Origin of the sequence: Thalassoroseus pseudoceratinae, from assembly GCF_011634775.1 — a bacterium.
GTDB classification, from domain to species: domain Bacteria; phylum Planctomycetota; class Planctomycetia; order Planctomycetales; family Planctomycetaceae; genus Thalassoroseus; species Thalassoroseus pseudoceratinae.
In genome coordinates, this window is the sequence record NZ_JAALXT010000003.1 from 831,363 (window position 1) to 849,371 (window position 18,009).

The window sequence follows — 18,009 nt, forward strand, 5'->3', positions numbered from 1 at the left end:
ATGGAAATTGGCAATCCCCAATCGAATCACGAAGCGTCTTCCAATTGGCTCCATCGTTTCGATGAGTCGCTCAGCGGATTTGTGGATGAACAGGTCGAAATCCGTCGGCATTTGCACCGCAACCCCGAACCCAGCGGGCAAGAAATTGAGACAACCAAGTACATAGTCTCCCAGCTCGAGAAAGCTGGTGTGAAATACCGGGTCTGTCGGAGTGACAAAGATGTGAAAACCGGCGTGTACGCGGATTTGGAATTGGGGAGCCCCGATCCAAAGAGTCCGTGTATCGCATTGCGTTGCGATATCGATGCGCTCCGACTGACCGACATGAAAACGGTGGAGTACCGTTCGCAGAACCAGGGAATCACGCACGCTTGCGGTCACGATGCGCACACGGCGATCGTCTTGGCGGCGGGGCTGAATGCGTCGAAACTCACCGATTTGCCACCAGAACACTCCATGCGAATCCGTTTAATTTTCCAGCCATCGGAAGAGTCCGACGGCGGGGCGACTTGGATGATCGACGCCGGCGCAATGGATGGCGTGAATGCGATTCTTGGTGTCCATGTCGATCCGGAACGACAGTGCGGCCGGGTTGGAATTCGATACGGCGTGTTAACGGCCAACTGCGATGAATTCGAGATCTGTGTGGACGGTCGCGGTGGGCACGCGGCGCGTCCGCATCAGGCGATCGACCCCGTTGCCGCTTCGGTTCGACTGGTGAGTTCGCTTTATGAGATTGTTCCACGACGGGTCGATGCTCGTCTTCCATCCGTTCTTACCGTCAGTCGAATTCAAGGCGGTTCGGCATCAAATGTGATTCCCGATCGCGTTGAGATTAGCGGCACGCTGCGGACGACGAATCAAGATGTGCGTGAGGCTATTAAAACGGAGATGGACCGTCTCTGTTCGGCGACCGAAATTTCCACCGGTGTGCAGATTCGTCGTCGTTTTATCAATCCGGTGCCCGCGGTTGTGAACGATACGAAATGCGCGGCCGCGTTGGAGCGGGCTTCGCGAGAGGTGCTGGGTGTCGAGCATTTGGAGAGCATCACGTTGCCAAGCATGGGCGGCGAGGACTTTTCCGAATACCTCGCCTATGCACCGGGGGCGATGTTGCGACTCGGGTGCGGCTTTGCCGACCGTGAGAATCCCTATTTGCATTCTCCGCACTTCGACATCGACGAACGCACGTTGCATCTGGGCTCGCGACTCCTGATGCGGGCAGCGATTTATTTGGGACACACCTACGCGTCCAAGTGATTTTTTTGGCGGCGGCATGTTAATATTGTCGGCACTGAAAACTGAGGGCCGTTGGTCGTCGATGCCAAGTTCTTGGAGTTGTCTATGTCCGTGCTGCGGTTCACCCACAATGATCGTCCGTCAATCGGTGTCGAGATCGAGCTTCAGTTAGTCGACGAGACGTCTTACGCATTGCGACCGGCAATCGAAGCGGTACTCGGGCGTCTGCCGAAGGAACTGCATCAGACTGTGAAACCTGAATTGATGCAGAGTTATCTCGAAATCAATACCGGGGTTTGCAACACCGTACGGGACGTCGGGCGTGATCTCAGCCACACACTCGAAGAGTTGGAAAAGGTCACCGATGCGGAAGGACTGAAACTGCTTTGGGCAGCGACCCATCCGTTTTCGCGGTGGGAAGACCAAGCGATAACGGTGAATGACCGGTATTTTCTGCTGGTCGATCTTATGCAAGATGTCGCCCGACGTCTGGTGACGTTTGGATTGCACGTGCACATCGGTGTCGATTCCGGTGACAAAGCCGTGATGATTTGCGACCGGATGCTCCGACATTTGCCGCTCCTGCTCGCGCTTTCATCGAACTCACCATTCTGGAACGGTCGACGTACGGGGTTGGCATCGAGCCGATCCAAGATCATGGAAGATTTGCCGACCGCAGGGTTGCCGCACCAAATGCGGAATTGGAGCGAATACGTTTGGTTGATCAATCACTTAATGGATACCGGATTCATCAACACGATCCGCGAAATTTGGTGGGACATCCGTCCGCACCACAACTTTGGGACCGTGGAAATCCGCGTGTGTGATGTCCCGGCAAACCTGCAACAGGTGCTCGCTCTGACGGCGTTGGTGCAGTGTTTGGTCACGGCGATTGATCGGCAAATCGACGAGGGAACGTACTTCGCCGAATACCATCCCATGATGGTTCAACAAAACAAATGGCGAGCCACACGCTACGGAAGCGATGCTCAATTGGTCGACAGCGACAACTATAAACAACGCTCGGTCGAGGAAACCACGAACTCTCTAGTTGAATACCTTCAGCCGATTGCCGAGGAGTTGAACTGCGTTGAAGAGCTGGGGTGGGCGGAGCAGTTGCCGCACGAAACCGGCAGTCGGCAGCAACTTCATATCTTCGATACACATGTCGACGCGGCCGACGATGAGCGACTACGTCGAGTTGTGCAGGAGATGATCAACCGAAACGATTGGCGGCAATTCGAGTTGTAGTTGCGGCTCCGTGTAGAGTCGCCGGTGCCTCTAATGCGAAAACAGGGCGATTCCCGAAAAATCGGGGTTGACCCATTTCTTGGCATCACCTATCTATCCGCAACCTTTCTTGGCGGACATCTAGCGCCCGGAAGTGGTCGATTCAATCGCGGCGATTGAACGATCCCAATTGTTGTGACGTATTGTCGAGCTATCGAAAACGGTTGCTGGGAACGACACGCTTGGGCGTGCATCAGTCCTAGCCGACGCGGCAAGGAAGTCGAGTCGACATCTGCGAATCAAGGCTTCAGGAGGAACCTAGCGTTGGGCAAGCTCATCGGACTGTTAACGTGTACTGCGGTTGTCGGTGTGGCCGTTTGGCTGGCCACCACTGATCAACCCACGAAACTGGCATCCGCTCGGGAGGAAGCATTTCCTCAAGCGGAAACGTCACAAGGATCGACCGCCGGGCCGACAGCTCGAGAGTTGCTGTCCGCCGGAACGCAGCAATTCAACGCCGGACGCTACGCCGAGGCGGCTCGCTTGTTCAAGGCCGCAGAATCGGCTCGTGGCGAACTGAACCGGTTCGAACAGCAAGATTTGCAAAACCATCTCAAGCAAGCTCAGGAGAAGTTGAGCAACGGTGGATCGGGAATCGATCCCAAAGTTGCCCAACAAATCCAAGCCTTGATGAGTCGGGCTGAACTGGCCGCTCGTCAGGGACGCAAGAGCACAGCATTGCGATTTGCTAACTCGGCAGCGACATTGGCTCGACGTCACCAAGTCGATTTTGCTCCGAATCAGGCGACTCCTGATGAATTTATCGCTCAACTTCGTGGCTTGCCGGCTCCACAGCGACGCCCAGTTGCTCGTCCGGTGACCAAGGACAACAACGATCCGTTTTCCCGGATGACCGTCCAAACGTTGCCTGAGCCAAACCCAACCTCGTCAGCAGCGGCGGCTGAATTTCCCGCAATGGAAACGAAGCCGATGGAAACGAAGCCGAATGCGACTCCAAAAGAACGAGCATTGGCACTGATGAAGTCGGCACGCACGGCGTACGATCGGGGCGACGTCGGTCAAGCTCGTGCTTACGCGATCGAAGCCAAGAACCTGAATGCTTCCTACACGCTGTTCGAGGAATCGCCGGAGCAACTTCTCAAGTTGATCGGTCAAGAATCGGCCACCACAGCGATTCTGGCAAAGCAAGAGAAGCCAGCTCAAGAAGCGAATCCGTTCGGAGCAAAGACTCCGGCCAAGGAAGCACCGAAGCAAACCGCTTCGCTGCAACGCGATCCGCAAGTCGCAGCGAAGAAGCAACAAGCCGCTCAGCTCCTGACGTCGGCTCAACAAGACATCGTGGCCGGCCGGTATGACTCCGCTCGTGAGAAAGCTCAACAGGCCGAACGGCTTGACGTGGCTTACGATCGGTTTGATGTTCAACCGTTCGAAATTCTCGCTCAGATCAAATTGCTCGAAGCCAACAATCTGGCATCGAAACCAGCGACGCCGGCAGTTGATCCGCAGGCCGATGCAAATCGGAAGCAAGCTCGTGAGTTGCTCGGCGATGCACGGAAAGCTGCTCAGTCAGGTGACTTTGCAACCGCCGATGCCAAAATCGCAGCGGCTCGCAAACTCGACGTGACCTTCGATCCTTTCGACGAAACGCCGGACACCGTTGCTCGCTATGTCGAGAATCGAAAGTTCTTGCAAGCATCCACGACACCTGCTGCTAGTCCAACTCCGAAGCAAGTCGTGGACAATCCGTTTGCCAGCAACGATCCGTTTAAATCACAGGATGGCAAGACGGCTCCCGCCGAAACAAAACCAAAGTCAGTTGAAGTCGCTGACAGCAAACCAAGTCCGACGACAAGTCTGCCAAACGGTGTTCCTGTCGTGCCAGTTCCGACAACGAAGCTGGATGAAACGATTGATTCCCAAGTTGCACAAGCCGTGGTTCAACCCTCGGGTGTGTCTGCTGTGGCGTTGTTTGATCGCGGGATGAAGCACTTCAACGACGGCGACACTTCCGAAGCCTACGATGCCTTCCTCAGTTGCTACCGCACCGGTCAGCAAATGGATCCATGGCGGTCGCAAACGCTGCAAGACATGCTGCAAGCATTGCGGTCGCACGCGAAGAGCAAGTCTTCGGAATCGAATGGCGAGATTCGCCAAGTGAGTGCGGAATTCGGTGAAGGCAAACGAATTGGTCCAGGAACCGAAGCCACGCCGGAACTGGATGCCGCTCAGCAAGAGTTGGCCATCCGCTACGACAAACTTCGTTCGGAAGTGATGAACGCAGTCTTCAAGGCGGACCGACTCCGTGAGAAAGACTCGACCAAAGCGTTGGAAGTCATCGACCGAGCGACCACAAGTTGTGCAAGCACGGAACTTTCACCCGAACAGGTGAAACCATTGCTGCGTCAGTTGCGACAAAGCCGGGCTGATATCGAAGAGTACCAAAAGCAACGGGCTCCGATCTTGGCCTTGGAAGAACAGAACCGTCAGGTGCAAGAAAAAATCCGCACCGAGATGGGGCACAAGATTCGCGTCGAGCAAGAGTTGGCCGCTTTGGTTGAGGAGTACAACGAACTCTTCAAACAACGTCGATTCGCCGAAGCCGAAGTGCTCGCGAAACAAGCTCAAGTGCTCGACCCCGAAAATCCCGTCACCGTTACAATGGCATTCAAAGCCAAGATTGCTCGTCGAAGTGCCGCGAACATGGAAATTCGCGACGCGGTGGACGAATCAAGCTGGACGGCTTTGAACAAAGTTGAAGAGTCGATGATCAACCCGGTTGCGGGCGATTCGATTGCCTTCCCGAAGAACTGGGAAGAACTCTCGAAACGACGCAGCAAATACGGTAGTGCGGACAACCGCATCAAAACCGAGCAAGAAAAGCAAATCGAACGCAGCTTGCAACGACCGATTTCGCTCCACTTCGACAATGTGCCAATCCGAGAAGTCTTGGCTCACATCGCCACGACCACCGGTGTCAACATCGTTGTTGATGACTTGGGTCTGGAAGAAGAGGGCGTAATGTCTGACACGCCGGTCACGATTCATGTGGACGGCATCATGCTGCGAAGTGCGTTGAACTTGATGCTCAACGGACGTCACTTGGCCTACTTGATCGAGGACGAAGTTCTCAAAATCACCAGTGAAATTCGTGCTCAAGGGAAACTGGAAGTCCGCACCTACCCGGTCGCAGACTTGGTCGTGCCGATTCCAAACTCCACACCGTCTGGTCCTCTCGCGGGGATTTCCGGTGTCGCGACCACCGGACCGAACTGGAACGGTGCTGGCAACTACAACATTCCTCCCGCTGGTGCGTTGCAACCGGTCGGTGGTGGTCAGTTCCAGGTGGGCGACCAAATCGGCGGAGCAAGCTTCAATCCATGGGCCAATCCGAACGGAGCTGGTCAGATGGCGGGCGGAGCTTCAGCGTTCGACTTCGATACGCTGACCGACCTCATCATCTCGACGATTGAACCAGGATCATGGGCAGAAACCGCCGGTGGTGGAAACATCCGATCGTTCGAAACCACGTTGAGTCTCGTCGTTCGGCAGACTCAAGCCGTCCACGAGGAAATTCGGGACTTGCTCGAACAGTTGCGTCGTCTCCAAGACCTGCAAGTGACCGTGGAAGTTCGCTTCATCACCGTCGCTGACCGGTTTGCGGAACAGATCGGTGTCGACTTTGACTTCAACGTGCAAGACAACGTCGAAGGGGACACCGTCGGGCTGCCAGCGTTTGGGACTCGAACTGGTAACGCTGGAACGACCGGTCAGAACCAGAACAACCAGGGCAACAATAACCAAGGGAATAACAACCAAGGGAACAACACCACGACCGGCGGGAACCTCGCGAATACTCTACAGGGAACCCGGTTCGATACGCCAACGGACGTGGCTGTGCCAGCATTGGACGACTATCCGAAGAACGGAACGGTTGCCGGGATCGATGGGCAAGGCGGGTTCACACCGGACTTGGACATCGGTTTCCAACAGGGATCATTCGACTTGGGGGCTCCCGACTTCGGGAACTTCAACCCACAAGCGGGGATCGAAGTTGGTTTCGCCATCCTGACCGACATCGAAGCCTTCTTCTTCATCCGAGCGGCTCAAGTTGACGAGCGAACGAACATCATGTTTGCTCCGAAAGTCACGCTGTTCAACGGGCAGTCCGCAACTGTGAGTAGTTCGGTTGACCGTCCATTCGTGACCAGTTTGATTCCGACCGTTGGCTTCTTCTCGGTTGGCTTCACACCGCAGATCACTGTGGTACGTGAAGGGACAACCCTGCAAGTTTCGGCTGTGGTTTCTGCTGACCGACGATTCGTGCGACTCACCGTGAACCCTGTGTTCTCGAACTTGACGGACGTCTTTACCTTCTCCTTCGCCGGTGGTGCCGGTGGTGCGGGAACTGGTAACGGTGCTGCTAACGTCGGAACGGCGGGCGGCGGTCAGTTGGGCATCGGCCAAGGTGGCGGTCAGCTCGGTGCTGGCGGCCAAATCGGTGGCCAGGTTGGTGGTCAGATCGGCGGTCAAGCTGGCGGCCAAATTGGTGGCGGACAGCTGGGGATCGGCGGGATCGGTGGTGGTCCACTGTCCGGGACGAATCTCCTGATGGGGCTGCCATCGCAACTCGGAGCCCAATTCGGTGCTGGCGGAATCGGCGGGATTGCCGGTGGTGGAGCCATCGGCGGCCAGATTGGCGGTCAAGGCGGTGGCCAGATTGGCGGCCAGGTCGGCGGTAACGTTGGTCAAGGTGGTAACCAAGGCAACACCGGCATCGGTGGAGCAGGAACCGGAACTTTGACGATTCAACAACCGGTTGTCGAAACCGTGAACGTGACCACAACCGTTAGCGTGCCTGATGGTGGTACCGTCCTCCTCGGTGGTGTGAAACGACTGCGGGAAGGCCGAAACATGGCTGGTGTCCCGATCTTGAACAAGCTTCCCTACATTAGCCGACTGTTCAAGAACACCGGGGTTGGTCGTGAAACGGAAAGCCTGATGATGATGGTGACACCACGAATCATCATTCAGGAAGAAGAAGAAGAACTTCTGATTGGGGTTCCTCAAGACTTCTAAACGAAACGAATGAACCGCAACGGCGGCTGAGGGAATTCAACTTCCTTCAGCCGCCGTTTTTTTTTTTTTTTTTGATCTGACATTCTGGGTTACAGGTCAATCCCGGTTGGTGCCAAGTCCCGCTGGGACGCATCGGTATCCCAAAGAAGCAAACGCTCCTCGATGATTCCTCCGTTGGCCCGCTGGACTTTGAGAAGAATCTCCTTGTCGGCATTCGATTCCAACGCTCGGTCCCAGTCAGTCAAACTCGAAACGGGAGTGCGAGCGGCCTCGACAATCACATCGTACAACCGAAGTTCCTTTGCCAGGGGGTGGCGGTTGTCAATCTGCATGACCATCAATCCACGAGCGGTCTCGCCGAAACCGATTTGCTCACTGATCGCCGGCCCGAGGCGGTAGAGACGGAGACTCTGCGGACGCACTGTCGGTCGAGATTGGGTTCGGGTCCGATTCGAAGCTGGCTGCGTTGACCGTTTGGAAAGTTCATCGCGATCCGCCAGCAGCACCTCGACGGTTTGGTTCTGACCGTTTCGGATAATCTCCATTTGCAGCCGTTGCCCAATTGGCGTTAGGCTCACCAGGTTGATGAGATGGTTCTCGTCTTGGACGATTGTCCCGCCGACCTTCAAGATCACATCGTCAAACCGCAATCGAGCCTGAGCAGCGGGAGTGTTTGGATACACTTCCAGCACCCTGGCTCCACGAATCCGGCCCACTTTCAGACGTCTCGCAGCTTCGGAATCGAAATTGGGATCGAGTTTGACGCCGAGGTAAGCCCGCCGCACGCGTCCGTATTGCAACAGTTGATCGGTCACTTTTCGAGCGAGGTTGATCGGGATGCTGAACCCGATTCCATCATTGCCTCCGCTGCTTGACGCGATGGCGGTATTGATTGCGATGACCTTTCCATTGAGGTCAATTAATGGGCCCCCGCTGTTGCCTGGGTTAATCGCAGCATCGGTTTGTAGGAAGTCTTGGTTGAGAACGGAACTCCCCTCGCCCAGTTTGAGAGCTCGGCGACTTTTCGCGCTCACGATCCCCAAGGTAATCGACTGGCTCAACCCAAACGGGCTGCCGACTGCGAGAACCATGTGACCGATCTCGAGTTCATCACTATTCCCCCAACGAGCGGGTTCGACATCGGTGATATCAATGAGCATTACCGCGATATCGGTGGCTTCATCCGTCCATACCCTTGATGGCACAATGACACGGCCGTCATGGAGATGCACCGAGATACTGGATGGCTTTGCTTCGGCGACGACATGCCGATTCGTAACAATGAACAGTCCAGAAACATTGGGATCGGACAGGATAACCCCAGAGCCCGTTTCTTCGACCTGCCCACCCCGTTCGCCCGATCGAACGCTTTGAATATGGACGACACTCGGCATCACCAACTTGGCGACCTTGGCTAATCGATGGCCGCCGATGATCAACGGGTCGCTTGTGTGAGCGAGTTCCTGATACTGTCGTTCAGCCGGGTTGTATCCGTAGCTTTGTTGAGCTTCCGCCTCAGAGTTGGGGTTAAAACCCAGCCAGCTCAAGCCCAGACACGTGAGAAGACTCACGCAAACGCCGACACACAGGATCGTCCATCGCCGAGATACCACTGCACACCCTCCAGCTAAACCATTGCAAACACGTTTCGATACCGTCCCGAAGGTTGGTCATCCAACGTGGGTTGCAAAAAGCATAGCCGCGCCGTGTCGCAAGGTCGGCTGAGAATCACGGACGGACGAATTTCCGCGATTGGAGTTGTGGGGTTGTGCGTGCTGGTGAAAATAGCGGAGGGATCGGGCGAAACCGCGTTGCTACAATTTACCAAGACTCATGGTCAGTTTTGTCGCCGATTGCCGTTCGGTTTTCGATTGTTTCCGTTTGGTTGGTTCTCGGGCTTTGCACCATCAGGGCGGTCGGGACGTGCGGCTTCGGGATCGTTTTTGCGTCTGCTCTCCAGCATCTTCTGAAGATGATCGTGCAGCAACGACGTGTCGACTGTGGGATCGAGTGGCACGACACGCACGATTGCGTTTGACATCGCGGCTTGATCGAGTTGCTCGACAAGTTGACCAATACTATCCAGCAAACCGCCCGATGCTGAGATCACCAACGTGTTCGACTTCTTGTCGATTCCAATGGACAGCAACCCCTTAAACTTAATTGGGGGCTCGGGTTGTTCATCCCCATTCTCACCACCGAAAATGTAGGTGTAACTTCGCTCGGCCGGACGTTGCTCGCCCTTGCCTTGATTTTGTGCCTGAAACGCTTGGTCATTCGAGCTCAGAAGATCGCGATACACATCCTTAATCGCGGCTGCGACAATCTCCGCTTCGGCATATTTCAGGTAGAAAAGTTTCGTGCGACGTACCGATGCCGATTCTTGAGAATCGGGTTGATCGTAAATGTCGATCAACTCCTGAATTGTCTTCAACTGTTTCTTGTCGGCACCAAGCACCAAAATGGTGTGGGAATCAGAATCCGGGATGAATTTCAACGCTCGACGCTGTGAGAGCGAGGGCGGTGGCGTGTCTTTTTTATTGCTGGGATGGAATCCGAAATACGGGCTGTAGCTCATTCCTGAGGACGATTCCTCCTCAACTTCGAAGAACTCCTCCAGGTTCAACGCGACTTCATAAGCCCAGGTATTATGGTGTTTGAGATGGAAGACATGGTAACTCGCGCGTTCTGGCTTGAGATCGCTGATCAAGTCCTCCAAATCATCGAGGGCACGCGTGTCTTGCGAACCGATCAAGAGATTTCCATCAGGCGATTGATAGATTCGCACTGGTGCGTCACCAGAGGATTTCTGAAATTGCTTCGGACGAAATTCCTGCTCAAGCTCTTGGTCCAACTGGGCAATCGGTTGATGATTTTGACGATACTCCTCGGTCTGAGAAATGCCGATCGGTTGCAGCAAACGTTTTGACGAATCGGTTTTGACCGAGGAACCACCGGTTTCCATCGGACTGCTTGTTGTTGGTTTTCCCTCTTTCGATGGCGTATCGAATTGCAGCGGATTTTCACGAACCGATGGCCAGACACTCTTCAACCGGCGAAACAATTCTTCCGATTCTTCCGGCGACACGTCGAGAACTCGGACCGGCCGACGATCACCGTCCTTGGATGGAATCTCGCCCAACTTCATCAGCAAATTGCGGACTTCATCCATTTCGACGTCGTTTGCCCAAAGGAGAAGACGATTGTTGCGAACGTCCGCATCGACACGAAACTCACCATCGTCTTTCTTCTCTTCCTGACCGAAGCCATATCGGGAGTAGCCAAAGAAGCGATAGGGGTTGCGTTGGTTCTCGTCTTCCTCGCCTTTCCCTCCCATCATAAACCGGATGGTGCCAGCGACGTAGTCCGCTTCCAAACGACGCAGGCGGATGACATCGAACCGCCGCCCCGTTCCATCGAGTTTATCGATCAGACTGCGAATTGTGACATGATCCGCGAGACTTGCGTATGCATAGATCGACCGATTGTCGGTATCGACCTCCAAACGAGTTTGTGGATCGAGGTCGCCGAGTTCGGTCAAGACTTTAACAAGTGGTTCCGGATCGAGTTGGGCCAAGCGATAAACCTGCATGCGGTTCATGTTTCGGAGCAGGTTCCGATTGTTGGCCGACGGGACGTCAAGCATATCGATCGTTTCCGCGATGACCGCCATTTTGTCCGGTGGAGCCGACACAATGATGGCATTTTCTCGGGAGTTAACTAGCAGAGATATCTCTGGTTTCTCCGGAGGCGTTGGCTTTGCGCCTTGTTGCTGCCGCTGTTGTTGGGCCATCATCATCTGCTGTTGCTGCTGCGGCGTTAACGGCCCGGCGGGCTTTTTCTCGGCGATACCCAGAAACCCTTCCAACTGCGTCTTCACCACATCGGCACGCATATGTTTCAGCGTGAACGACCGAACTTGGCGTTGCTGCCCGCGTCCAGCTTGCTCTTCTTGAAGTAATCCCGCCATCTGCCGCAAATTGACGACGGCGTCCATGGCCAATACACGGTTTGTGGCTTCGAGTTTGATCAATTGACCATTCGGGCTCAGGAGCGGCTTGAACTCTGAGACGGCTGCTTCTGCTGTCAGCCATTCCAGGGGAAACGTGCTTTTGACGAACTCATGCGGCAAGTGGTTTTTGAGTTCGGTAACCGGGACGTAGGGGACCAGACTCGGATCTAATTTCTTGAGATTGGCCACCGAGAGCACTTCGCCTTGTTGCAACAGTGTGAATCCGCGGGCGAGGAGATGCCGATTGATCAAGTCTCGTGCTTCCGCGATTGTGTAATCGCGTTGCGTTCGGAGGTTCAAGTGATCGCCGGGAAGCTCTTGCCAATCGAGACTGAGATCAGAGATTCGCGCCAACCAAAGCAAAACCGGTCGCCAAGGTTGTCCTTGGAAGTTGAACGAAACTTTCCCTTCTGAATCCGGTTGGACCTCTAATTCCCGTGGGTCCGCCTTCGGTGCCGAGATTTCGGTGCGACGAATGATCTTCGGTGTCGCGTCCGATGTCTTTTCGTTGTTCTTCGGCGATTCGCCGTTCGCGGGCGGCTTGTTCTGACTCGCCCCCGGTTTCGGCGTGGGCTTGGATTGCGTCTTCGCTGGCGTCTGCGGTGGAGCTGCTTTGGGCGAATTCGCGATCCGTTTCTCCTGAGCGTGTAGAGAACTCAGGCAGATGGTGACGGTGCAACAAAGGTACAACGCAACGCGAATGGTTCGAGCGTACACCATTTTCCCCGCATGTTGAATAGATCACAGATCGAGATCGGTCGAGAGAACAATCGTTTAGATGATCTCAATTCCATTAGACCAACGGACCCACGGTATTTGTTCCCCGAAACTCCTGAAAATCCTTGTTTTTAAGAAACAAACCCGACCGGTCGTCTGTATTCATTGACGGGCGAGGAACGAATTCACGCAAAAAAGCTCCACCAATTTTGATTGGCGGAGCTTTCGAGTCTGGCAGCGAATTGTCAGTGGAGAAATTTAGCGTGGAGCGAGGACGGCACTCATCATGCGTCCCTCCATGCCAGGTGGTTTCTCGACACTGGCGATATCCTCGAGCGTATTGATGATCTCGTCGAGCATTTCCCGCCCTAAATCACGGTGGGCGTTTTCACGTCCGCGGAACAACACGTTGATTTTGACCTTATCGTGTTTTTCCAGGAACTTCCGAGCTCGGTTAACTTTCACTTCGAGATCGTGTCCGCCGATCTTGGGCCGCAACCGGATTTGCTTCAGTTGCGTGCGGTGTGTCTTTGTATTTGATTTCTTCTTTTTCTCGTACTGGACTTTGCCGTAATCCATGATTCGGCAAACTGGTGGTCTGGCGTTAGAACCAACTTCGACGAGATCTAGCCCAACTTCCCGGGCCATTGTCAAGGCATCCTTCGTTGCCATTTCACCGAGCATATTTCCGTCTTGATCGACGACACGAATTGGAGTCAAGCGGATTTGCTCGTTCACACGCTGCTGTTGTTGCGGAATTGTTGGTCTCCTTAATTGAGTTTTTGAGGTTTGGATTTAGCTGTGATGAGAATGTTCACCAAATCCATAAAGCTCGTCGTGATCACTTTTTACTGACGAACAACCATTATCTTATTGGAAAAACGCGAAGAATGTTCAGACGAATTTGCAGGAATTCGCAATTTTTTTGAAAATTCTCGAGTTTTTTCATGGCGAGGTACGAAAAACGAACCGGCATCGAGGACGACGCCGGTTCGTGAATCTGTTAACTATTAACCAAAGATTGGTCTAGTACAGGTCGGAATCGTCGTCTGCACCACCTTTATCGTCTTTCGATTTCTCAGCGATCAACGCATCGCTGGTCAGCAGCAACGTCGAGACACTCGCGGAGTTTTGCAGTGCGGTACGGGTGACTTTCGCAGGATCGATGACGCCGGCTTTCACCATGTCTTCGAACTTGTCGTCAGCAGCGTTGTAGCCGTAGTTGGCGTTTTCGCTGTTTTCCAAGACTTTCTCACAGATCACGCTGCCGTCTTTGCCGGCGTTGTTGCTGATTTGCGTGATCGGGGCCCGGCAAGCGCGGACGATGATGTCGTAGCCGGTTTTGGCATCGTGAGAAAGACCACGGGGCTTCACCGAGGAAGAAGCACGCAACAAGGCGACGCCACCACCGGGGAGAATGCCTTCTTCGACGGCAGCACGGGTTGCGTGCAGTGCGTCTTCGACGCGAGCTTTCTTCTCTTTCATTTCGCTCTCGGTTGCGGCTCCCACATTGACCTGGGCCACACCACCGGAGAGTTTCGCGATTCGCTCTTCCAGCTTTTCGCGATCGTAGTCGCTGGAGGAGTTTTCCAACTCACGTCGGATTTGAGCGATTCGAGCACGAATATCATCGGTTTCGCCGGAGCCTTCGATGATCGTCGTGTTGTCTTTGTCGACAACAACTTTCTTCGCCCGGCCGAGGTCGGTGAGTTCGAGATTTTCGAGCTTGATGCCGAGGTCGTCGAAGACAGCGGTTCCGCCAACCATGATGGCGATGTCTTGCAACATGGCTTTACGACGGTCGCCGTAGCCAGGAGCTTTCACAGCGGCGATTTTGAATGTGCCGCGGAGTTTGTTGATCACCAACGTTGCGAGGGCTTCGCCTTCAACGTCTTCAGCAATGATCAACAAAGGCTTGCCAGCTTGCACAACCTTTTCGAGAACTGGCACGAGGTCCTTGATGTTGCTGATCTTCTTCTCGTGAACGAGAACGAAGCAATCTTCAAGTTCGCAGGCCATCGATTGAGGATCGGTCACGAAGTACGGCGAAAGGTAGCCGCGATCGAACTGCATCCCCTCTTTTTGTTCAACGTCGGTCTCCAGGCCTTTGCCTTCTTCGACGGTGATCACACCATCTTTGCCGACTTGTTCCATGGCATCGGCGAGTTTCTTGCCGATTTCGGCGTCGCCATTGGCCGCCACGGTTCCGACTTGAGCGATCGACTTCTTATCGCGACACTCGATCGCCATGCCTTGAAGTTTCGATGTGATGTCGGCCACGGCTTGGTCCATGCCGCGTTTCATTTCGATCGGGCTGACACCGGCCACAACGGCTTTCAGGCCTTCGTTGTAGATGGCTTCGGCCATGATGGTCGCCGTGGTGGTTCCGTCGCCGGCGACGTCGCTGGTTTTGCTGGCCACTTCGCGAACCATTCGAGCGCCCATGTCCTCGAACTTATCGCTGAGTTCGATTTCCCGGGCGACGGTCACGCCGTCTTTGGTGACGGTTGGGCTGCCGAAGCTCTTTTCGAGAATCACGTTACGTCCGCGTGGCCCGAGGGTCACTCGCACGGTTTTCGCCAACTTACTGATCCCGCGACGCATTGCTTCTTGCGCCTCTTGATCAAATGCAATCATCTTCGCCATGATTCGTTGTCCGTTTGAAATTGTGTGTTGTCAGAAGTTGCAATGAAAGCCAATCAGGTTCGATGAACTCGAACGACCGACGATCTACAAAGTACACAAGATGTCGCCTTCGCGGAGCAGCAAGAGAACGTCGTCGCCGACTTCGATCTCTTCGCCTGCATACGAACTGAAGATGACTTTGTCACCTTCTTTGACGGTCAAAGCGACTTTCGTGCCATCGCTTTTCGTGTACCCTTCGCCGACTGCGACGACTTCCCCACGTTGGGGTTTGTCCTTCGCGGATTCGGGCAGCACAATTCCGCCTGCCGTTGTTTCTTCCGCTTCGGCTCGCTTGACGACAACCCGCTCCCCTAGCGGCACCAGTTTGATTTTTGTCGCGGATGACGCCTTGGCCATCGACACCTCTCCTTTTCTTGTCGTTGTCAATTCTTCGATCCAGTGATGGTGACGGCAATCACGCTACAACGCCACCGGAGGCCCACACTGCGAACGGCGTGCCCGAATCGCATTGTTGTTGTAATACAATGCTGCTTAACAGTTTACGGGATCCCGCCGGCGGATCTCCGTCTGACAGGGTGTCCGTCATCGACGAGAACGATGATTGATGCCTGTCAATTTGTCAGAGGTGCTGGCAAGAGATCCGTGACGAGGGAATCGCTGGATACGCCTGACCAAATCACGCCGCCTTAGCGTAAGCACTTCACTCACGCGTCAACGGGCGATCGCTGCCGAGAATCGCTTTGTCCTGCGACCACTCGATCCGCTGATCGAAGTTGGAATTCGGTATGTCCTCAAAAGGCGTGCCCATTTCCTCGCTTGGATTAATCACCGCTCGCAAGGGGTCGCTTTGGAGTTCGATCGGGAAAATGGGGGTCAGCAAATCGCTGTGTTCTTGGACAAGTTGCACATTCTCGGGCGGAACTTGGATGAGTTTCTCGGCACGATCGATCCGAGTCAGCCATTTTGCCTGCTGCGTGATGAAGTACTGCTGGTCTTCCGAGTAGGTGGCGAACGACGTCTGGTCATCCTTGAGTGAACGTAAAGCGGCCCGACCTTTGCGGATGAGGTCTTCATAGTTCGGCTCGTCCACAATTGCCGAACGACTCATAGCGACGCCGATCGTGACGAATAGCCCCACGAATTGTTCACGGGTCATGCGTTCTTTGCGGAGCAGGGCATCTAACCGGGGGTTGTACCCGATCGCTTCCGCAATTTGCTCGATGTCGCTGTGGCGTCGGATTGTTTCAAGTTCCTCGGCTACCAATTCTTTCACGGACAACGTGCGTTCGGCTGGCCAGGTTGGTGGATCGGTGTAGATGGCCGGCAGTTTCGGCAGCCGCTCCTCCGGTAGGTTCCGCGCAATGTCGAGGATCGACTTCAGTTCCTCGGTCGAAACTGGCTCATCGATGCGTTTGACTTCGGTGTAGTCTAGTGATTGCTCACCGCACCCCGAGATGATCAGAATCCATAGAATGCAAAATCGTACTGCCATATTTTCCACATCGGCAACCAATCGACTGTTCGCGAGGGCAAGGGCGAAAATGCGGATTGTTCTCGTTGCACGTCGCCGCGAGTCGTTTTCGTTGGCAACATGCTATTGGTCGCCGGCCAGACAAGCGATCGGAAAGAAGACCTGCCAGAAATCGAATTGCATTCTCAATTGGAAATGGACAAGGTATATCTTCAAACGCTGGCTGGACCGTCTGCAACATTCACGACGGTTCGAATTGCAATTCCCTTCAAGGTTGGTACTCATGAAACATCCGCTGATATTATCGATTTGCTGTGTATTCGGTTCGCTGGTTGGATTTGTCGATGCCGCCGACAATCCCGCAAAACTCAAAGACGCCATTAAAGATACCCATGCAACTGGGGAAGACTGGTGGGTGTACAACGACTTGACGAAAGCCCGTGAGATCGCTCGGCGTGAAAACAAACCGCTTTTCGTAACGTTTCGCTGTGTACCCTGCAAAGACTGTGAAGCATTCGATGCAGAAGTCGCGGCCGGGAATGAACAAGTCGAGGAACTGGCACGGACGGCGTTCATTCCCGTGCGTCAGGTGGAAATGAAGGGCGTGGACCTCTCGCAATTCCAGTTCGACTACGACCTCAACTGGGCCGCGATGTTCATCAATGCGGACGGGACGGTCTATGCTCGGTACGGAACTCAAAGTGCCGCCGGTGCCGACGCTTACAATTCGCTCGTCGGATTAAAGACCACAATGCGACGCGTGCTGGAGTTGCACAAGAATTACCCAGCCAATCGCGATGAACTTGTTGGGAAACTGGGCGAAAAGAAGCCCTACAAAACCGCCCTCGAGATGCCTGGACTGCCGCAGAAAGAACGGTATCGAGGGGAGACGGCTCGGAACAATTGCATCCACTGCCACAACATTCACGACGCGGAACACTTTCACGCGATTTCGACGGGCCAGTATTCGCATGAAATGCTGTGGCGCTGGCCGTTGCCGGATCAATTGGGGATCGAAATCGATGCCAAAGATGGTCGGAAAATTGGCAAAGTCATCGCGGACTCTCCGGCGGCGAAGGCTGGCCTCAAAGAAGGGGAGAGCATCACGCACATGGACGGCCAAGCCATTACGTCCATCGCCGACATGCAATGGGTGCTGCACAACAAACCCAACAAGGATACGAAAGTCGCGATTCAAACCACTGACGACAACGAGACCGTCGTCTCGTTGAAAGCTGGTTGGAAGAAAAACGATATCTCTTGGCGAGGTTCGTTGTACTCGCTGCCGCCACGCTTGAACGTCTGGCTGCCGGAAGTCGCTGGCGCCAAAAAACGCCGGCTACGTCTGGCAGACGACGTGGTTCCGCTTGAAGCCCGTTGGATCAACAAGAGTCGCGATGGCGGTAAGAAAGCATTTGCAGCAGGTTTGCGTGTGGGCGATGTGATCACCGAAATCGAAGGTGAGCCCAACAAACGTTCGCCTTTGGAGTTCCAAGTCTGGCTGAAACTGAACCGAAAACCCGGCGACATTCTGCCGATCACTGTGCTTCGTAATGGGAAAAAGAAGGAAATCAGAATCCCGCTGGTTGAGTAATCC

Annotated in this window: 11 protein-coding genes; 5 read left to right on the forward strand and 6 right to left on the reverse strand. The window is 54.5% G+C overall.

Annotated elements, in window-relative coordinates:
* The 3 genes from G6R38_RS13255 to G6R38_RS28250 all read left to right on the forward strand — a co-directional run bounded on the left by G6R38_RS13255 (position 1) and on the right by G6R38_RS28250 (position 7,566).
* Positions 1–1,260: an amidohydrolase gene (locus tag G6R38_RS13255; RefSeq protein WP_166825927.1), complete on the forward strand. Its 1,260-nt coding sequence runs from the start codon at positions 1–3 to the stop codon at positions 1,258–1,260.
* An 84-nt stretch (positions 1,261–1,344) separates the two neighbouring features.
* Positions 1,345–2,490, forward strand: coding sequence for a carboxylate-amine ligase (locus G6R38_RS13260; protein ID WP_166825931.1), 1,146 nt, complete (start codon positions 1,345–1,347; stop codon positions 2,488–2,490).
* A gap of 303 nt (positions 2,491–2,793) precedes the next feature.
* Positions 2,794–7,566 (forward strand): hypothetical protein, encoded by a 4,773-nt coding sequence (locus tag G6R38_RS28250; RefSeq protein WP_166825933.1) that lies wholly within the window; start codon positions 2,794–2,796, stop codon positions 7,564–7,566.
* Between the two features lie 89 nt (positions 7,567–7,655).
* Here the strand turns inward: G6R38_RS28250 and G6R38_RS13270 are convergent, their stop codons facing one another.
* The 5 genes from G6R38_RS13270 to G6R38_RS13290 all read right to left on the reverse strand — a co-directional run bounded on the left by G6R38_RS13270 (position 7,656) and on the right by G6R38_RS13290 (position 15,337).
* Positions 7,656–9,179, reverse strand: a complete 1,524-nt coding sequence (locus G6R38_RS13270; RefSeq protein WP_206028569.1) for a trypsin-like peptidase domain-containing protein — start codon at positions 9,177–9,179, stop codon at positions 7,656–7,658.
* A 224-nt stretch (positions 9,180–9,403) separates the two neighbouring features.
* Positions 9,404–12,298, reverse strand: a complete 2,895-nt coding sequence (locus G6R38_RS13275; RefSeq protein ID WP_166825937.1) for a secretin N-terminal domain-containing protein — start codon at positions 12,296–12,298, stop codon at positions 9,404–9,406.
* Between the two features lie 255 nt (positions 12,299–12,553).
* Positions 12,554–13,090: a translation initiation factor IF-3 gene (gene infC / locus G6R38_RS13280; protein ID WP_315852353.1), complete on the reverse strand. Its 537-nt coding sequence runs from the start codon at positions 13,088–13,090 to the stop codon at positions 12,554–12,556.
* A gap of 231 nt (positions 13,091–13,321) precedes the next feature.
* Entirely contained in the window at positions 13,322–14,941 is a 1,620-nt protein-coding gene (groL, locus tag G6R38_RS13285) for a chaperonin GroEL (protein ID WP_166825939.1), read from the reverse strand.
* Between the two features lie 84 nt (positions 14,942–15,025).
* Entirely contained in the window at positions 15,026–15,337 is a 312-nt protein-coding gene (locus tag G6R38_RS13290; RefSeq protein WP_166825942.1) for a co-chaperone GroES, read from the reverse strand.
* Positions 15,338–15,555: 218 nt separating this feature from the next.
* Here G6R38_RS13290 and G6R38_RS28445 point away from each other — a divergent pair, with 218 nt between their 5' ends.
* On the forward strand, positions 15,556–15,612 hold the full coding sequence (locus G6R38_RS28445) for a zinc finger domain-containing protein (protein WP_390881398.1): 57 nt from the start codon (positions 15,556–15,558) through the stop codon (positions 15,610–15,612).
* A 29-nt stretch (positions 15,613–15,641) separates the two neighbouring features.
* On the opposite strand, the gene G6R38_RS13295 is transcribed toward G6R38_RS28445, so the two are convergent.
* Positions 15,642–16,433, reverse strand: coding sequence for a hypothetical protein (locus G6R38_RS13295; RefSeq protein ID WP_166825945.1), 792 nt, complete (start codon positions 16,431–16,433; stop codon positions 15,642–15,644).
* A 262-nt stretch (positions 16,434–16,695) separates the two neighbouring features.
* Here G6R38_RS13295 and G6R38_RS13300 point away from each other — a divergent pair, with 262 nt between their 5' ends.
* On the forward strand, positions 16,696–18,006 hold the full coding sequence (locus G6R38_RS13300) for a Trx7/PDZ domain-containing (seleno)protein (protein WP_166825948.1): 1,311 nt from the start codon (positions 16,696–16,698) through the stop codon (positions 18,004–18,006).
* Positions 18,007–18,009 lie beyond the last annotated feature (3 nt).

Coding starts and splice junctions, on each gene's coding strand:
- G6R38_RS13300 (WP_166825948.1), top strand. CDS start 16,696: ATGAAACATCCGCTGATATTATCGATTTGCTGTGTATTCGGTTCGCTG.
- groL (WP_166825939.1), bottom strand. CDS start 14,941: ATGGCGAAGATGATTGCATTTGATCAAGAGGCGCAAGAAGCAATGCGT.
- G6R38_RS13260 (WP_166825931.1), top strand. CDS start 1,345: ATGTCCGTGCTGCGGTTCACCCACAATGATCGTCCGTCAATCGGTGTC.
- G6R38_RS13295 (WP_166825945.1), bottom strand. CDS start 16,433: ATGGCAGTACGATTTTGCATTCTATGGATTCTGATCATCTCGGGGTGC.
- G6R38_RS13255 (WP_166825927.1), top strand. CDS start 1: ATGGAAATTGGCAATCCCCAATCGAATCACGAAGCGTCTTCCAATTGG.
- G6R38_RS13290 (WP_166825942.1), bottom strand. CDS start 15,337: ATGGCCAAGGCGTCATCCGCGACAAAAATCAAACTGGTGCCGCTAGGG.
- G6R38_RS13275 (WP_166825937.1), bottom strand. CDS start 12,298: ATGGTGTACGCTCGAACCATTCGCGTTGCGTTGTACCTTTGTTGCACC.